Source organism: Aliivibrio fischeri ATCC 7744 = JCM 18803 = DSM 507 (assembly GCF_023983475.1).
Classification (GTDB): Bacteria; Pseudomonadota; Gammaproteobacteria; order Enterobacterales; family Vibrionaceae; genus Aliivibrio; species Aliivibrio fischeri.
Genome location: NZ_CP092712.1, coordinates 154,178 through 170,016, shown reverse-complemented (window position 1 = coordinate 170,016; position 15,839 = coordinate 154,178). Strand labels below are relative to the sequence as shown.

At 40.5% G+C, this 15,839-nt stretch carries 16 protein-coding genes; 10 read left to right on the top strand and 6 right to left on the bottom strand.

Features of this window, described 5'->3' with window-relative positions:
- Positions 1-6 precede the first annotated feature (6 nt).
- From AVFI_RS00730 to AVFI_RS00715, 4 genes are read left to right on the top strand one after another with little or no spacing between them, the layout of a single operon-like run.
- Complete coding sequence (locus AVFI_RS00730; RefSeq protein ID WP_063645030.1) at positions 7-777, top strand: glycosyltransferase family 2 protein; 771 nt, start codon at positions 7-9, stop codon at positions 775-777.
- Positions 774-1,571 (top strand): glycosyltransferase family 2 protein, encoded by a 798-nt coding sequence (locus AVFI_RS00725; protein ID WP_012532761.1) that lies wholly within the window; start codon positions 774-776, stop codon positions 1,569-1,571. The genes AVFI_RS00730 and AVFI_RS00725 overlap by 4 nt, the downstream gene beginning before the upstream one ends.
- A complete protein-coding gene (gene coaD, locus AVFI_RS00720; RefSeq protein WP_017020349.1) occupies positions 1,564-2,046 on the top strand; it encodes a pantetheine-phosphate adenylyltransferase in 483 nt (160 codons plus the stop codon). The genes AVFI_RS00725 and coaD overlap by 8 nt, the downstream gene beginning before the upstream one ends.
- Positions 2,043-2,996 carry a glycosyl transferase family 90 gene (locus AVFI_RS00715; RefSeq protein ID WP_069581379.1) on the top strand — a complete coding sequence of 318 codons (954 nt, stop codon included), beginning with the start codon at positions 2,043-2,045 and terminating at the stop codon, positions 2,994-2,996. Before coaD ends, AVFI_RS00715 begins: the two co-directional genes overlap by 4 nt.
- Here the strand turns inward: AVFI_RS00715 and mutM are convergent.
- Entirely contained in the window at positions 2,975-3,796 is an 822-nt protein-coding gene (gene mutM / locus AVFI_RS00710; protein WP_012532671.1) for a bifunctional DNA-formamidopyrimidine glycosylase/DNA-(apurinic or apyrimidinic site) lyase, read from the bottom strand. The genes AVFI_RS00715 and mutM overlap by 22 nt on opposite strands.
- A gap of 87 nt (positions 3,797-3,883) precedes the next feature.
- On the opposite strand from mutM, the gene AVFI_RS00705 reads away from it, so the two are divergent.
- A complete protein-coding gene (locus AVFI_RS00705) occupies positions 3,884-5,866 on the top strand; it encodes an LTA synthase family protein (protein WP_069581380.1) in 1,983 nt (660 codons plus the stop codon).
- A gap of 340 nt (positions 5,867-6,206) precedes the next feature.
- Here the strand turns inward: AVFI_RS00705 and AVFI_RS00700 are convergent, their stop codons facing one another.
- The 4 genes from AVFI_RS00700 to radC form a co-directional block, all read right to left on the bottom strand.
- The gene (locus AVFI_RS00700; RefSeq protein ID WP_011260989.1) at positions 6,207-6,662 is read right to left on the bottom strand and encodes a hypothetical protein; all 456 of its coding nucleotides are present in this window, start codon (positions 6,660-6,662) and stop codon (positions 6,207-6,209) included.
- 567 nt (positions 6,663-7,229) lie between these two features.
- Entirely contained in the window at positions 7,230-7,397 is a 168-nt protein-coding gene (gene rpmG, locus AVFI_RS00695) for a 50S ribosomal protein L33 (RefSeq protein ID WP_005417052.1), read from the bottom strand.
- A gap of 14 nt (positions 7,398-7,411) precedes the next feature.
- A complete protein-coding gene (gene rpmB / locus AVFI_RS00690; RefSeq protein WP_005417050.1) occupies positions 7,412-7,648 on the bottom strand; it encodes a 50S ribosomal protein L28 in 237 nt (78 codons plus the stop codon).
- A 195-nt stretch (positions 7,649-7,843) separates the two neighbouring features.
- On the bottom strand, positions 7,844-8,518 hold the full coding sequence (radC, locus tag AVFI_RS00685; RefSeq protein ID WP_017019188.1) for a RadC family protein: 675 nt from the start codon (positions 8,516-8,518) through the stop codon (positions 7,844-7,846).
- Between the two features lie 221 nt (positions 8,519-8,739).
- Here radC and coaBC point away from each other — a divergent pair, with 221 nt between their 5' ends.
- The 5 genes from coaBC to AVFI_RS00660 all read left to right on the top strand — a co-directional run bounded on the left by coaBC (position 8,740) and on the right by AVFI_RS00660 (position 14,922).
- Entirely contained in the window at positions 8,740-9,969 is a 1,230-nt protein-coding gene (coaBC, locus tag AVFI_RS00680) for a bifunctional phosphopantothenoylcysteine decarboxylase/phosphopantothenate--cysteine ligase CoaBC (protein WP_054775445.1), read from the top strand.
- Positions 9,970-10,156: 187 nt separating this feature from the next.
- Positions 10,157-10,747 (top strand): nucleoid occlusion factor SlmA, encoded by a 591-nt coding sequence (slmA, locus tag AVFI_RS00675; protein WP_054775424.1) that lies wholly within the window; start codon positions 10,157-10,159, stop codon positions 10,745-10,747.
- Between the two features lie 24 nt (positions 10,748-10,771).
- The gene (locus AVFI_RS00670; RefSeq protein WP_011260986.1) at positions 10,772-11,710 is read left to right on the top strand and encodes a Kdo(2)-lipid IV(A) acyltransferase; all 939 of its coding nucleotides are present in this window, start codon (positions 10,772-10,774) and stop codon (positions 11,708-11,710) included.
- An 18-nt stretch (positions 11,711-11,728) separates the two neighbouring features.
- On the top strand, positions 11,729-12,196 hold the full coding sequence (gene greB, locus AVFI_RS00665; protein ID WP_005417033.1) for a transcription elongation factor GreB: 468 nt from the start codon (positions 11,729-11,731) through the stop codon (positions 12,194-12,196).
- A 410-nt stretch (positions 12,197-12,606) separates the two neighbouring features.
- Positions 12,607-14,922 (top strand): Tex family protein, encoded by a 2,316-nt coding sequence (locus AVFI_RS00660; RefSeq protein ID WP_188863308.1) that lies wholly within the window; start codon positions 12,607-12,609, stop codon positions 14,920-14,922.
- Between the two features lie 413 nt (positions 14,923-15,335).
- On the opposite strand, the gene AVFI_RS00655 is transcribed toward AVFI_RS00660, so the two are convergent.
- Complete coding sequence (locus AVFI_RS00655; RefSeq protein WP_005417025.1) at positions 15,336-15,815, bottom strand: hypothetical protein; 480 nt, start codon at positions 15,813-15,815, stop codon at positions 15,336-15,338.
- Positions 15,816-15,839: the final 24 nt, after the last annotated feature.

Sequence of the window (15,839 nt, the reverse complement as noted above, 5' to 3'; positions counted from 1 at the left end):
ATATAAATGACAACACCTACACTCACCGTCGCTCTTATCGTTAAAAATGAAGCGAACCACCTACAATCTTGCCTTGAAACCGTACAAGGTTGGGTGGATGAAATTGTTATCCTTGATTCTGGTAGTACTGACTCTACCGAAGCTATTGCTCGTCAGTTTACTGATAAATTTTTTGTAAACCCTGAATGGCCGGGGTTTGGTAAACAGCGTCAACTTGCACAACAACACATCACCTCTGACTATGTTTTATGGCTTGATGCTGATGAACGAGTAACCCCTGAATTAAAAGCAGACATTCAAAAAGCAATCAGTGATAACAAGCCTAATGTCGCCTATAAAGTGAATCGATTAAGTGATGCATTTGGTAAAGAAATTCATTACTCGGGCTGGTCTCCTGACTGGGTTCTTCGCTTATATCGCACTAATGAAGCTCAATATAACGATGCTTTGGTTCATGAGAAAGTAGTGACTTCTGACTCTGTTCGTGTTGAAAAGTTAAAAGGTCGTTTACTGCATTTTACTTACGATAATTTGCACCATTACATCAACAAAACAACTGGCTACTTAAAAGCATGGACGGATGAACGTGAAGGAAAGAAAAAAGCGGGACTAAGCACGGCATTAATTCATGCGCTAGGCTGTTTTATTAAGATGTATATCATCAAACGTGGTTTCTTAGATGGCAGACATGGATTCATTTTAGCTTGGTTAGCTACGCATTCTACTTTTATTAAATATATCGATCTTTACCTTCGTGAAGAGGCAAAAAAGAAATGAAAACGACATTAATCATCACTACTTATAACTGGAAAGAAGCATTGAAATCAGTCCTTGATAGTGTGCTTAGACAAACTGAACTTCCAGATGAGGTTATCGTTGCCGATGATGGTTCTCGTCAAGATACTATCGATATGGTTGCTTCTATTCAAAAGACTTTCCCTATTCCATTAATTCACAGCTGGCATGAAGACAATGGTTTTCAGCTTTCAATGAGCCGTAATAGAGCAATAGCAAAAGCATCTGGTGATTATATTATGATGATTGATGGTGATATGGTGTTATCTCCTTCTTTTGTTCAATCTCATAAGCATGTCGCTAAAAAAGGCTGGTTTGTTCAAGGCGGACGTGTATTAACTGAAGAAGCATTCAGTAAAAAAATCATGAATGACGGTGCCGTCCCAACTATTTTTTCATCTGGTATTCGCAACCGTAAAAACTGCATCACAAGTGCTTTTCTGTCTCGTATGTTCTCTTATGAAAGAAACAACGACAAAGCAACTCGTGGTTGTAACATGGCTTTTTGGCGCGAAGATGTCATTGAAGTAAACGGTTTTAACCAAGAATTTGTTGGTTGGGGACGTGAAGACAGTGAGTTTGTCCTTCGTATGCTAAATGCGAAAAAACGTCGTTTATACCTGAAGTTTTCAGGCGTGGGCTACCATCTTTTCCATAATGAAAACTCTCGTGCCTCTTTAGCTGAAAATGACGCTATTTTGGAAAAAACAATCACAGAGAAACTTACTCGTTGTGAGCAAGGTATTAATCAGTTTCTTGAGGAGCAACATGACTAAGCGTGTTATTTACCCTGGAACCTTTGATCCGGTAACTCACGGACATTCAGACATTATTAGTCGTGCGTCTAATATGTTTGATCATGTTGTTGTGGGCGTTGCCTTTAGTCCAAGTAAAAAAACCATGTTCTCTCTTGAGGAGCGTGTGGATATGTTAGTGCAAGCAACAGCACATTTGAATAATGTCTCTGTTGTTGGCTTTTCTGGACTGTTAGTTGATTTAGCAAAAGATCAGCAAGCTAATATCTTAGTTCGTGGTTTACGCACTACGATGGATTTTGAATATGAGCTTGGCTTAACCACCATGTACAAAAAGTTAATGCCTGAACTAGAAACCATTTTCCTTACGCCACCTGAAGAGCACGGATTTTTATCTTCTACCATCGTAAGAGAAACGGCTATCCACGGCGGTAAGATTGATCAGTTTGTTCATCCGTACGTAGCTTCGGCTATCTATCAAAAGGTGAAGCAATGAGCTTAAAGAAATTTCGTTATTATGTCGCCAACGGCAGCATTACGATAATACCTGCTTTTATTCTCCAAGCTCTTGGCAAAAAAACGCTGCAAAGCAGAACCTCATTTGATCAAGACTATATTGAGCAAAGGGTTAATTATTACAATAAACTGGATATTCCATTTTCTGTAAATAACCAAGAAGCGACACAAGTTAACCAATTTAAAAAAACAGGTGGTAGTGCTTATTACTTAGATCTGTTTAAAGTCATTAAAGCGTTTAGCCCTTCTTACTTTTTTAACTACATTAATGGGGATGTTATTGATGTTCCTGCTGAGCCTAGCTTTTTAAAAAGCAGACCTATTGATGGGGATAATGCGGCATCTATATTATTAAAGCTAAATGCAATCCGTCACTATAACTTCATTAATGACAATAAAAGCTTTCAAGAAAAGAAAGATGCTGTGGTATGGCGAGGAACAGGTTTTCGTCCAAATCGTCGATTATTACTTTCAACTCATTTCAACAACCCAAAATGCAATATTGGTCGTGTTGATACAAAAGACGATTCAGAAGAGCAACTTGGCTACGTTCTACCTTCGATGTCGATTGAAGAACAGTTGGAATATAAGTTTATCTTAAGCTTAGAGGGCATGGACGTTGCAACTAACCTGAAATGGATCATGTCTTCAAACTCGCTGTGTTTCACTCCAAAACTACGCTATGAAACTTGGTTTATGGAAGGAAAGCTACAAGCGGGTATTCATTTTGTTGAAGTGAAAGATGATTTTTCAGACTTAATTGAAAAAATGGATTATTACACAAAGCATGAAGATGAAGCTCTAGAGATCATTAAAAATGCTAACCAATGGGTTGAACAATTTAAAGACAGCAAAAGAGAGAAATTAATCTCCCTTTTAGTTGCTCAAAAATATTTTGACTTATCAGGTCAATCTTCAGCTAAAAACTGACACTTTCCGCACCAAAAACTATTCCGTTGCCCAATTTTCTCTTCTTCTATTTTACTAGAGCAAACTGGGCACTCTTTCCCTGCTCTCCCATACACTTTCAATTCCTGTGCAAAATATCCAGGTTTGCCATCAACTTGATTAAAATCTTTTAGTGTTGTTCCACCTTGCTTAATTGCGGTTTCTAGCACTTTTTTTATTTCAGCTACAAGGACAGTAATCTGAGACGCTTTTAATGAACCTACTGGCGTTTTAGGATGAATTTGAGCCATAAACAAAGATTCACTGGCATAAATATTACCAACACCAACCACTACAGCATTGTTCATTATAAATTGCTTAACTACGGTTTTTTTATTCTTGGCTTTCTCAGCAAAATACTCGCTATTAAATTCATTTGTTAGTGGTTCTGGCCCTAGCTTAGAAAGCACTTGATGCGCTACACCTACCTCAGAATATAACCAAGCGCCAAACTTGCGTGGATCGTTATAACGAAGAACTTTGCCATTTTCTAAGACTAGATCAACATGATCGTGTTTTGCTGACGGCACTTCTTCATCTAAAACGCGTAAACTGCCCGACATTCCTAAATGAATAATCGCACTGCCTTCTGGGGTATCTATCATTAAATATTTTGCACGGCGACGAATTGACTGAACTCTTTGTCCAACTAATTTTTGCAATTCTTGAGGAATTGGCCAACGAAGCTTATCCGTTCTAACCACAATGGCTTTAATTGTCTGACCTTGCAGATGTGGGGTAATTCCTAGGCGGCTGGTTTCTACTTCTGGCAATTCTGGCATTGGGGCTTCCTTTAAAAATGGAGCTACTATTGTTAACATACTCGCAAATCTTATAAATGAACTTGATAATCAAAAAAGAGACTTGTGATGTTCCAAAAAAACAGTAAGGCTTTGTATCCTGTCGTATGGCTCAGCCTCTTATCCTTTACGGCTATTCTAATGTTTGGTCGTTTGAATTTCATTCTTCAGTACGCTAATTTTGACACACTTGAAGCCATTCCAAACGATCTATTCAACTCTCTGTTTATTGGATTTAGATTTGACTTAAAAGTTGCAGCTATCGCTTATGCACCTATCTTTTTGATTGGTTTATTAACTGCTAATACTCATTTTTTCTCTAAAGTGCTTAACGCTTTTGTTCCTTATACGTTCATCGTTAGCTTTATCGCTATTTCAGTAACAACAGCAAACTTTTTTTATTATCAAACCTATGGAAATTCCTTTGATATTTTTGTCTTCGGTTTAATGGAAGATGATACTGCAGCTGTAATTGATATTTTATGGAAAGACTATCCAATCTTATCTTCTGCTATTTTCTCTTTATTCGTCGCTATCGCTTCTACTCTTCTTTGTAAGAAATACGTTCATCACTTTTTAAATAAAGCTTATTCCACACAACCTACACTTAAATGCACTCTTGTTGTTATTGCTAATATTCTTATTTATTTTGTGATTGCTCGCGGTTCTATTGGTACTTTCCCACTAAAAAAATACCACGCTAACGTTTCAAACTATGAGGTATTAAACCAAGCAACCCCTAACGCTATCCTTGCTCTTGATTGGGCTAATAGTGACCATAAAAAAGACGCAAAATTCCACAAAGTCTCTTTTAACGAATATACATCTCAGGTAGAAAAAGTACTTCATCAATCAGATGCACAGTACACAACACCAGCGAATCCATATTTAGAAAAAAATCCACCGAATGTGGTGTTTGCATTAATGGAGAGCATGGGAACAAACTTATTACTAGAAGATGGTAATGGTACTGATTTATTAGGTGCTCTTCGTCCTCATATGCAAAGCGATTTTCATTTTAATCGTTTTACTTCAGGTACTGGCGGAACAATAAATAGCATTGTAATGATGTTATTTCACAGCAATGTTAACTCTATTAGCCACAGTAGCGCTCAAAAGACATCATTGTTTGGTTCTGCATTCTTACCTTATAAAAACGCAGGTTACGATGTCGTATACATCACTGGGGGCAGTCCTAACTGGCGTAATTTAAAATATTACATGCCATACCAAGGTGTTGATGCTTTTTATGATGAAGTCGATATAAAAAAAGCCTTCCCTGAAGCAGAAAAACTATCGAGTACTTGGGGTGTACCAGATGAATTCGCTTTTAAGTTTGCTGAGAAAATTCTGGCTGAAAGTAAGAAGCCTATGATGTTGATGATCCAAACAGAAACGAATCACCCTCCTTATAAAGTACCTGAAAATTATGATGTGAAGCCTATTAAGGTCAGCCAATATGCGATGGATAAAATGGGGCTTGATAAAACGGAATCGGAGAAGATTTACGGTACTTACCAATATTCGTCGAATGCCTTAGGTGAATTTGTTGATTCAATAAAAGCTTCTTCGCTTAAAAGCAAAACGATTATCTCGGCCTCTGGTGATCACAGATTACGTAACTACTCAATTGAATTTCCTAAAGACTTAGGCTTCGCGCGCGCAGTTCCTTTTTATCTTTATGTCCCTGAAGCTATTTTAGAACATACGAGCTATAAGTTTGAAAAAGAACGCATTGGTTCTCATCGAGACATTTTCCCTACCCTGTATGCTTTTAGTTTATCAAATCAAAACTATTACAGTTTAGGTGGACGTAACTTGCTGCAAGTAAACGATATTGAAAATCCAGTTGGGTTTAATGGTAATGTTACTTATACCAAAAACGGTGTGTTTAATAACTCTACCCCTGATGTGATCTACCCTTGGGCTGATAATGTTTCATTAACAATCAAACCAACTGCAATGGCTAACCCTGATAAATCCATCCAAAAAGATTACAGCCATCTACAAACGTTGTTTTTAAATGCTCAAATCAAAGGGTTTACTGAGTAATAAAAATTAGCACTAGAGACGGTATGCTTCGCTAACTAGAAGCTATAAGAGCTAGGTTTCAGGTTTCAGGTTTCAGGTTTCAGGTTTCAGGTTTCAGGAAAATCAAAAGCGATAGCTCCTGAAGCCTGAAAGCGCAGTGTATAGTTTCTAGTTATTTACTAACAACCCCTCCCAACCTCCCCTTATATTTACTTTACCTGCCAAGTAATAATGGCGATAAAGGGGAGGAGTTAGAAGCAACTACCTCTGAACTCTGCAAGCGAAGCGATCTGAATTCTGCTCTCTTCTTTCGCTCTTACTCGCTCCTCGAGCGCAGCGTCCTTGCCTCTCGTCCCTGCTCTTATCTAAACAAATACCCTTCTTCCGCACTTACTGCAATCCACTCACCTTGCCAGTTTTGCATCATCCAAAAACTTGGAGCTTGATAAATAGTAATTCGTTGCGGCTCTTCTTGATCTTCAAGCCAGACTTCAACAGAGCTTGGAGCGGGTAACTTTTCTTTTAATGCTTTTACTGAATCATCATTAAGAAGGGTTCCTTCTAGGGTAAACCAACGCTCAATGAGTTGGCTCTCTTGCTCTGAAGTATTAGCACTTAGATCGTATTCTGAAAAATGCATTTTTTGAATCGCATTTTCCCCTTCAAATAGCGGCTTAATGCCTTCAACAACTTCAATATTTTCTTTTGGTTCTATTAAATATGTTTTTATTAGCTGAGGAGCTTGAAGTACTGCAATGAAAAGCAACACGAAGATGATCAGCATGTTGTTGTATTTGCGACGTGATGGTTTTTTCATTTTAAATCCTTTTTAAAAACAGGGACTAGAAGCGAGAACGCTCACTCAAGATTCAAGAAGAGGCAAGTTCTAGAGACTATACGCTTCGCTAACTAGAAACGATAAGAGCAAGATCGAGGTTTCAGGTTTCAGGTTTCAGGTTTCAGGTTTCAGGTTTCAGGTTTCAGGTTTCAGGTTTCAGGTTTCAGGAAGATTAAAAACAAGTACCGCTGAACTTTGCAAGCGAAGCGGTCTGAAACCTAGAGCTCAAAATACCTATCATACTCACTTTTATAATATCTAGTTAGCACAGCATATAGTTCCTAGTCATTTACTAACAACCCCTCCCAGCCTCCCCTTATATTTACTTTATCAACCAAGTGGCTATGTCGATAAAGGGGAGGAGCTAGAAGCAAGTGCCTCTGAATTCTGCAAGCGAAGCGTATAGTCTCTAGCTCTTCCGCTTTTGACCTTACTCGCACCTCGAGCGAAGCGTTCTCGCCTCTCGTCCCTGCTCTTTCACGCAAAAAAAAACCCAGCAACAAGGCTGGGTTTTCAATTTTATCAAAGTTGCAATCAGTAATCGAATTACTTGATTTTTGCTTCTTTGTAAAGAACGTGCTGGCGTACAACAGGATCGTATTTTTTGATCTCCATTTTGCCTGGCATGTTACGTTTGTTTTTGTCGGTTGTGTAGAAGTGACCAGTGTTAGCAGTTGATACTAACTTGATTTTCTCACGTGCGCCTTTAGCCATTGTTCAGATTCCTCTTAAACGTTCTCGCCACGAGCACGCATATCTGCAAGAACGGTTTCGATACCTTTCTTATCAATGATACGCATACCTTTAGCGGTAAGACGAAGTTTAACGAAGCGTTTTTCGCTTTCTACCCAGAAACGATGAGTTTGTAGGTTCGGCAGAAAACGACGCTTGGTGGCATTTTTTGCGTGTGAGCGGTTGTTACCAACTGCAGGACGCTTACCAGTTACTTGGCATACTCGGGACATTGCTGTCTTCTCCAAATCGTTTCAGCTCGATATCACCTTGGTGGCAAAAAACCACTAGAAATTCCATCTGAAATTTCTAATTCAAGGCTATCAAAGGTCGCGCATTATACTAAGTGATTGCGCATTGCTCAAGACCCTAAGGGATCCTTTTTACGGTTTTTTGTATTTTTTTTATTCAATCGGTAAAAAAAACACTCAAATCCATCCTCTTTCAGCAAAAGAGACTATTTCTCCATCACCGATCACAAAATGATCAAGGACTCGGATATCTACCAATTCTACAGCATCAGAAATACGTTTTGTAATTCTTCTGTCAGCTTGACTTGGCTCGGCTACGCCGGAAGGGTGATTATGCGCTAAAATGATGGCGGCTGCATTATAATCTATCGATCTTTTTACAACTTCTCTCGGATAAACAGCAGCAGCATCGATTGTTCCTTCAAATAATATCTCCCCTTTTAGCACTCGATGTTGATTATCAAGGAACAAAACATAAAACGCTTCCCTATGTCTATCTCTTAACATTCGGGTTAAATAACGTTTCGTGTGTTCGGGGCTCGTTAGCGCGTCTTCTTTTTCAATCTTTTCAAATAAATACCGCTCAGTCATTTCTACAACGGCTTGAAGTTGTGCAAATTTTGCCGTGCCCAACCCTTTATGACTACAGAATTCATTTTCATCAGAACTGAGTAACTTCCTTAATGAGCCGAACTCCTTTAATAGTTTGTCTGCCAGTTCAATGGCATTCATTCCTTGGATCCCTGTTCTTAAAAAGATCGCGAGTAATTCAGCATCAGTCAGTGACTTTGGACCAAGGGCAAGTAACTTCTCTCTTGGTCGAGATTCTTCTGGTAGATTCATTAACGACATAATTTTCTCAATTGATGACTTACTATCTACACAGCCTACGATGTCTAAATCTTATTCGCTTTCTCGATCGTTTAGCCTTCGGCAAGCTTCAAACCTTGATTGCAATTATGTTTTTGGTCATTTACTTGATGGAAGAGATTGGAAGTGCATCACTCTGAAAAAAAATTATGATATGGTTAGCGCTACTTTATGGTGAACCACTTAACAGGGTAATTAGTGTCATGGCATCTCTTGCAGGGAAACGAATTCTTCTTGGTATTAGCGGCGGCATTGCGGCTTATAAATGTGCAGAACTGACTCGTCGATTAATTGAACGCGGCGCTGAAGTTCGCGTAGTAATGACAAAAGCAGCAAAAGAGTTCATTACCCCATTAACGATGCAGGCGGTTTCTGGCCACCCTGTTGCTGATAGTTTACTTGATCCTGCTGCTGAAGCATCAATGGGACACATTGAATTAGCTAAGTGGGCTGACATTGTTTTACTTGCTCCTGCAACGGCTGATTTGATTGCTCGAATGGCTGCTGGCATGGGTAACGATTTATTATCTACTTTAGTTCTTGCTACAGATTCTCCTGTCGCGGTCTCTCCTGCTATGAATCAGCAAATGTATAGCAATATCGCGACGCAAGAAAACATAGCAACACTCGTTCGTCGTGGCATGCACATTTGGGGTCCTGCTGCTGGTCAACAAGCTTGTGGCGATGTGGGCATGGGAAGAATGCTTGAGCCAATGGAGCTGGTTCATTTATGTGAAGACTTTTTCCAAGCGAATTCTTGTGAACAAGCAGAAGCGGATAAAAAACCACTTAAAGGCCAATCTCTACTTATTACTGCAGGCCCAACTCGTGAAGCCATCGATCCAGTTCGTTATATCTCTAACCACAGCTCAGGGAAAATGGGATTTGCTATTGCAGAGGCCGCAGCTCAATTAGGTGCTAACGTCACTTTAGTCAGTGGGCCTGTTAACCTTGCAACACCAGAGAACGTAAAACGCATTGATATTGAAAGCGCAGAACAAATGCACGAATCGGTAATGAAAAATGCACAATCTCATTCTATCTTTATTGCATGCGCTGCCGTTGCTGATTTCAAACTAAGCCAAGTGGCGACTCAAAAATTAAAGAAAACCGCCGATGAAGATGGTATGACGCTTCATATGGTTAAGAATCCAGATATTGTCGCTTCAGTTGCGGCATTAACGAATCAACGTCCATTTACTGTCGGTTTTGCAGCTGAAACTCAAGATGTGGAAAAATACGCTCGCGGTAAATTAGAGCGCAAAAATTTAGATATGATCTGTGCAAACGATGTATCAATTCAAGGACAAGGCTTTAATAGTGATAACAATGCGCTTCACCTATATTGGAAAGAAGGTGATAAAGCGCTACCGTTAACGACGAAGTCGGAGTTGGGTAAAGCGATTATGCTTGAGATCGTTGAAAAACTGTAGAAGCAGAATTCAGGACGCTTCGCGCAGAGACTTTAGGAAAAGCTAGAACTGAACTCGATGCGCTTTTCCTGAATCCTGAAACCTGCTCTTCAATAGGAGCGAAGCGGTCTAGTTAGCTAAGCGTATAGCCTCTAGTAACAAACAACCTAGCTCCACAAAAAATAATAAAAATGACAAAGGAACCGTAATGGCGACCCCAAGAAAAACAAATCGTCGTGATGAAATACTACAAGCTTTAGCTGAAATGCTAGAGTCCAATGAAGGTGCTGCTCGCATTACTACAGCCAAATTAGCAAAACAGGTTGGTGTATCAGAAGCTGCGTTATATCGCCATTTCCCAAGCAAAGCCAAAATGTTTGAAGGCTTAATTGAGTTTATTGAAGAATCTATTTTTTCGCGTGTTAACCGCATTCTTGAAGATGAAAAAGATACTTTAAAACGTATTGAGCTATTATTAAAACTTCTGCTCGCCTTTGCTGAACGTAACCCTGGATTAACTCGAATTATGACAGGCCATGCGCTGATGTTTGAAAATGAGCGCTTAAGAAGCCGCATCAATCAAATATTTGAGCGTATTGAACTTCAATTCAAACAAATCTTACGTGAACGTAAATTACGTGAAGGGAAAGCATTCCCAATTGATGAAAGTATTTTAGCCGCTCAGCTTGTGGGTCAAGTCGAGGGGAGTTTCTGTCGTTTTGTCCGTTCTGATTTTAAATATCAACCGACTGAAAACTTTAACGAATATTGGGCGCTACTCAGTGCTCAGATCCAATAATTAATTAGATAAAATAGGCTCACGATGTCAAAGTATCCAGCACCTAAATTCTCTAGCGCTCTTCTACACCCTAAATATTGGGGGGTATGGTTTGGATTCGGATTCCTTTTTGCCATCGTCACCCTATTGCCTTATAAAGTAACTTACAAACTTGGTCGCTCTCTTGGTTTACTTGGATTAAAACTCGGAAAATCAAGAGCCCATGTTGCTCGCCGTAATTTAGAACTCGCTTTTCCAGAAATGGAATCGTCCGAGCGTGAAGCCATTATTGTTGAGAATTTCAAAAATTCAGGTCTTGCGATTTTTGAAACCGCAATGGCTTGGGTATGGCCAGATTGGCGTGTCGAAAAACACTTTAGTTATGAAAACAAGCAACACATTCTTGATCTTGCAGAAGAAGGTCGTGGCGTATTGGTTGTTTGTGTTCACGCATTAAACCTTGAACTTACCGCTCGTGCATTCACTTCTTTTGCTCCAGGTTATGGGGTTTACCGCCCACATAACAACCCAGCTTACGATTTTATTCAACATTGGGGCCGTACCAATAATGGCAACCAAATGATTGATAGAAAAGACGTTAAAGGCATGCTGCGTGTATTACGTAAAGGTGAGCGTCTTTGGTATATGCCGGATCACGATTACAACCGTAATAAATCGGTTTTTGTTCCTTTCTTTGCGGTTCCAGATGCTTGTACCACTGTAGGTTCGGATATCTTAATCAGTGCAAGTAAATGTGCTGTTGTTACTGCATCGGGCTTTAGAACTTACAATAATTACCACTTACAAATTGATAATGACATCAGTGATCAATTTCCGAAGAAAGATCCCGTTGGTGTTGCTACGGTAATGAATAAAGCGGTAGAACGTGTCATTTTACGCTGTATTCCTCAATGGATGTGGCTACATAAACGTTTTAAAACAATGGAAGATCCAAACGTTAAAAAAGGCATCCGCTACGATTAGGGCGTGTCAGGATAAATAATGAAAACCAATTTAATCACACGTGAAGGCTTTAATAAGCTACAAGATGAACTCACGTTTCTATGGAAAGAAGAACGCCCAGAAGTCACAAAAAAAGTGACTTGGGCGGCTAGCCTTGGTGATCGCAGTGAAAACGCAGATTATCAATACAACAAAAAACGCCTTCGTGAAATAGACCGCCGTGTTCGCTATCTTCGTAAACGTTTAGACCAAGTAAAAGTGGTCGACTATTCCCCACAGCAAGACGGAAAAATCTTTTTCGGTGCGTTCGTTGAAATTGAAAACGAACAAGGCGATATCCTCTCTTTTCGCATCGTTGGTCCTGATGAAATATTTGGCCGCAACGACTATATCTCTATCGATTCCCCAATGGCTCGCGCACTGATCAAAAAAGAAGTCGATGAAGATGTGATTGTAAAAACGCCTGATGGGGATAAAGAGTGGTTCGTGAATTCGATTAGGTACTAGGTGTAGGGACGAGATTCGAGGACGCTTCGCTCGAGGGACGAGGAAGATGGGTTTCAGGATTCAGGAAGAGCGAAATAGTGATCGTTGAAATTAAAGCATCAAAGAAGGTTCTCCCCCTTTATCACTAAGGTTATGCAAGTGACATTGTTAATATAAGGGGGAGTTAGAGGGGGTTGGTTACACCATACTCTAGTGATTCAGATAAACTAAACATTATCACTAGCAACCCCTCCTAGCCTCCCCTTAGATAGATATTTGCTACCAATCAGCATTAATGAACAAGGGAAGGAACTGTATAGTGATCGCTTGAATTACCACTGTCTCCTCTGAACCCTGCAAGGGAGCTTGCGACCGATCTGAACCCTGCTCTTTGCTTCTATCCAATAATTTTTAATTAAAAAAGAATCAAAATGATAATAAACATAATTGCTAAAGAACTTAACGTTCGCCCTCAACAAGTTTCTGCTGCCGTTCAACTGATTGACGAAGGTAGCACCATCCCATTTATTGCTCGTTACCGTAAAGAAGTAACAGATGGCCTAGACGATACGCAACTTCGTACGCTTGATACTCGTTTAACTTACTTACGTGAATTGGATGACCGCCGTCAATCGATCTTAAAATCGATTAAAGAACAAGAAAAACTGACGCCTGAATTAGAGCGTGAGATTTTAGATGCGGACAGCAAAACACGTCTTGAAGATCTGTATCTACCATTTAAACGTAAGCGTCGCACTAAAGGCCAAATAGCTATTGAAGCAGGTCTTGAACCATTAGCTGATTTATTGTGGACACAGCCTGAAAATACACCTGAAGATGCCGCTCAATCTTACATTGATGAAGAAAAAGGCTTTGCCGATGCTAAAGCTGTATTAGACGGCGCTCGTGCCATTCTTATGGAACGCATGGCAGAAGACGCAAACTTACTTGAAAAAGTACGTACTTATCTAACGGCTAATGCTGAGCTTGTATCTAAAATGGTAGACGGCCAAGAGCAAGCGGGTGAAAAGTTCAAAGATTACTTTGATCATCATGAAGCATTAACAAAAGTCCCTTCTCACCGTGCTCTTGCTATGCTACGTGGTCGCAATGAAGGCTTCTTACAGCTTTCTATTAACGCTGACCCAACTCAGGAAGAAGGTGCTCGTGGCTCGTACTGTGAAATCATCATCGCAAATCATTATGGTATTACGCTAGGTTCTCAACCTGCTGATTTATGGCGTAAACAAGTGATCAGCTGGACATGGCGTATTAAGATTTTAATGCACATGGAAACAGAATTAATGGGCGGCCTAAAAGAACGCTCAGAAAACGAAGCGATTGATGTATTTGCTACCAACCTAAAAGACCTATTAATGGCAGCGCCAGCAGGTCTTAAAACGACACTTGGACTTGATCCAGGCCTACGTACAGGTACGAAAGTCGCCGTGGTTGATGCTACTGGTAAAGTACTAGCAACAGATACGATTTACCCTAACCAACCCCATAATCAAATTGCAAAATCAGCACAGATTATCGAAGCATTAATCAAACAACACAATGTGGATTTAATCGCCATTGGTAACGGTACTGCTTCACGTGAGACCGATGCCTTTGTGGGTAATCTACTAAAAGGTGCTGGCCTATCAACGGCGAAAATCATCGTAAGTGAAGCGGGTGCATCGGTATATTCTGCCTCTGAATTAGCAGCGAAAGAGTTCCCTGATTTAGATGTATCAATCCGTGGTGCGGTATCTATCGCTCGCCGTCTGCAAGATCCTCTGGCTGAGTTAGTAAAAATCGATCCAAAAGCCATTGGTGTTGGTCAATATCAACACGATGTAAGCCAAAGCCAACTAGCGAAAAAGTTAGATGCCGTCATCGAAGACTGTGTAAACGCCGTTGGTGTTGATGTAAATACCGCCTCTCCTGCTCTATTAACTCGTGTTGCGGGTTTATCAGCAACGATTGCACAAAACATTGTGGATTACCGTGATGAAAACGGCCGCTTTGAAAACCGTACAACGCTGAAAAAAGTTGCTCGTTTAGGGCCTAAAGCCTTTGAACAATGTGCTGGTTTCTTACGTGTAATGAACGGTAAAAACCCATTGGATGCTTCTGCGGTTCACCCTGAAGCTTACCCAGTAGTAAAAACCATTGCTGAGAAAAATGGCAAAGCTATTGATGCCATTATTGGTAATACTGAGTTTTTACGCTCGGTTGCGGCTAACGATTACATCAGTGCAGATTTTGGTTTACCAACAGTCACTGACATCATTAAAGAGCTAGATAAGCCGGGTCGAGATCCTCGTCCTGAGTTTAAAACAGCCACCTTTGCTGATGGCGTAAATACGGTATCTGACCTTGAATTAGGCATGGTATTAGAAGGTGTTGTATCAAACGTAGCGAACTTCGGTGCATTTGTTGATATCGGTGTTCACCAAGATGGCTTAGTTCATATTTCTGCATTAAGTGATACGTTTGTTTCTGACCCTAGAGAAGTCGTTAAAGCTGGTGATATCGTAAAAGTAAAAGTGATGGAAGTGGATGTGCAACGTAAGCGTATCGCTCTTTCTATGCGTTTAAACGACAAGCCAGGGGAAGACAATCGTCCTCAACGCCAATCAAATAAACCACAACAGCGCAATGAGCGTTCTCAAGCACCAAGACAGCAACGTAATAACGATGTTGGCGGTGGTGCAATGGGTGGTGCGTTTGCGGCTGCTTTTGCGAAGGCGAAGAAGTAAGTTTTGAGGGACGAGAACGCTGCGCTTCTAGGGGCGAGGAAGAGCTAAGAGAAAGGGTTTAGGGCGCTTCGCTTGCAGGTTTCAGGTGTACTCACTTTTACCTGAATCCTCCGCTTTGCTCGCATACTGCAATCACAGCGAAAGAGAATGGTTCTCCCCCTTTTATCGTTATTACTATGAGATCGATATAGTTAATACAAGGGGGAGTTAGAGGGGGTTGGTTTGTAACCTTCGTAAAAAAGGGAGGAACAGTATTATGAACGCTGTAATCACAACGATCATCTCTGAAATCTGCAAGGGAGCTTGCGACTAAGCTATGCTCTTGCTCCTCCTGAAACCTGAGACCTGAATCCTACGCTCTCCCTCGCTCCTCGAGCGAAGCGTACTCGCCTCTCGTCCCTGCTCTTAAACCCTCAAAGCACCGCCAATATATCCGACGGATTATTCGGAACCACCGCCTTATCATAGTGAAAACTTATCACGCTACGACGGCGAACCATTCGTCCCATCTCTTCAAGTTTATCTAATAAATTCTTTGGCAAATTAAAACGGATGGTATAACCCGTTCCTTCACCTTGAGCGTAAGTATCCAACGACAACAATCGAGCTAATTTAGCTAAATCATCATCAATATCATACAGAGTGGCGAAATGAGGTTTAGGCTCCTCTTTTTCTTCCATCACATCATAACCTGGGTGATCTGATGGCTCCCAAGCATCCCGCTTATGTTGCTTATCATCACCTTTGATTGCTTTTTCAGATGTGGTTTCGCTCATCTTTGTCGTCGGCGCAACAGGCTTCTTAACACGATTTTCACGTGCTACTTGTTCTGTTGGCAGATTAACAGAAGGTGCGATAAGCGGCACACTGACACTGTTAGGTGAAAAGATCATAAAGCGTTTCCTTAACTAAATAAA

Coding starts and splice junctions, on each gene's coding strand:
- AVFI_RS00700 (WP_011260989.1), bottom strand. CDS start 6,662: ATGAAAAAACCATCACGTCGCAAATACAACAACATGCTGATCATCTTC.
- rpmB (WP_005417050.1), bottom strand. CDS start 7,648: ATGTCCCGAGTATGCCAAGTAACTGGTAAGCGTCCTGCAGTTGGTAAC.
- rpmG (WP_005417052.1), bottom strand. CDS start 7,397: ATGGCTAAAGGCGCACGTGAGAAAATCAAGTTAGTATCAACTGCTAAC.
- AVFI_RS00730 (WP_063645030.1), top strand. CDS start 7: ATGACAACACCTACACTCACCGTCGCTCTTATCGTTAAAAATGAAGCG.
- AVFI_RS00670 (WP_011260986.1), top strand. CDS start 10,772: ATGTCAAAGTATCCAGCACCTAAATTCTCTAGCGCTCTTCTACACCCT.
- AVFI_RS00725 (WP_012532761.1), top strand. CDS start 774: ATGAAAACGACATTAATCATCACTACTTATAACTGGAAAGAAGCATTG.
- mutM (WP_012532671.1), bottom strand. CDS start 3,796: ATGCCAGAATTGCCAGAAGTAGAAACCAGCCGCCTAGGAATTACCCCA.
- coaD (WP_017020349.1), top strand. CDS start 1,564: ATGACTAAGCGTGTTATTTACCCTGGAACCTTTGATCCGGTAACTCAC.
- radC (WP_017019188.1), bottom strand. CDS start 8,518: ATGTCGTTAATGAATCTACCAGAAGAATCTCGACCAAGAGAGAAGTTA.
- slmA (WP_054775424.1), top strand. CDS start 10,157: ATGGCGACCCCAAGAAAAACAAATCGTCGTGATGAAATACTACAAGCT.
- greB (WP_005417033.1), top strand. CDS start 11,729: ATGAAAACCAATTTAATCACACGTGAAGGCTTTAATAAGCTACAAGAT.
- AVFI_RS00705 (WP_069581380.1), top strand. CDS start 3,884: ATGTTCCAAAAAAACAGTAAGGCTTTGTATCCTGTCGTATGGCTCAGC.
- AVFI_RS00660 (WP_188863308.1), top strand. CDS start 12,607: ATGATAATAAACATAATTGCTAAAGAACTTAACGTTCGCCCTCAACAA.
- AVFI_RS00655 (WP_005417025.1), bottom strand. CDS start 15,815: ATGATCTTTTCACCTAACAGTGTCAGTGTGCCGCTTATCGCACCTTCT.
- AVFI_RS00715 (WP_069581379.1), top strand. CDS start 2,043: ATGAGCTTAAAGAAATTTCGTTATTATGTCGCCAACGGCAGCATTACG.
- coaBC (WP_054775445.1), top strand. CDS start 8,740: ATGGCATCTCTTGCAGGGAAACGAATTCTTCTTGGTATTAGCGGCGGC.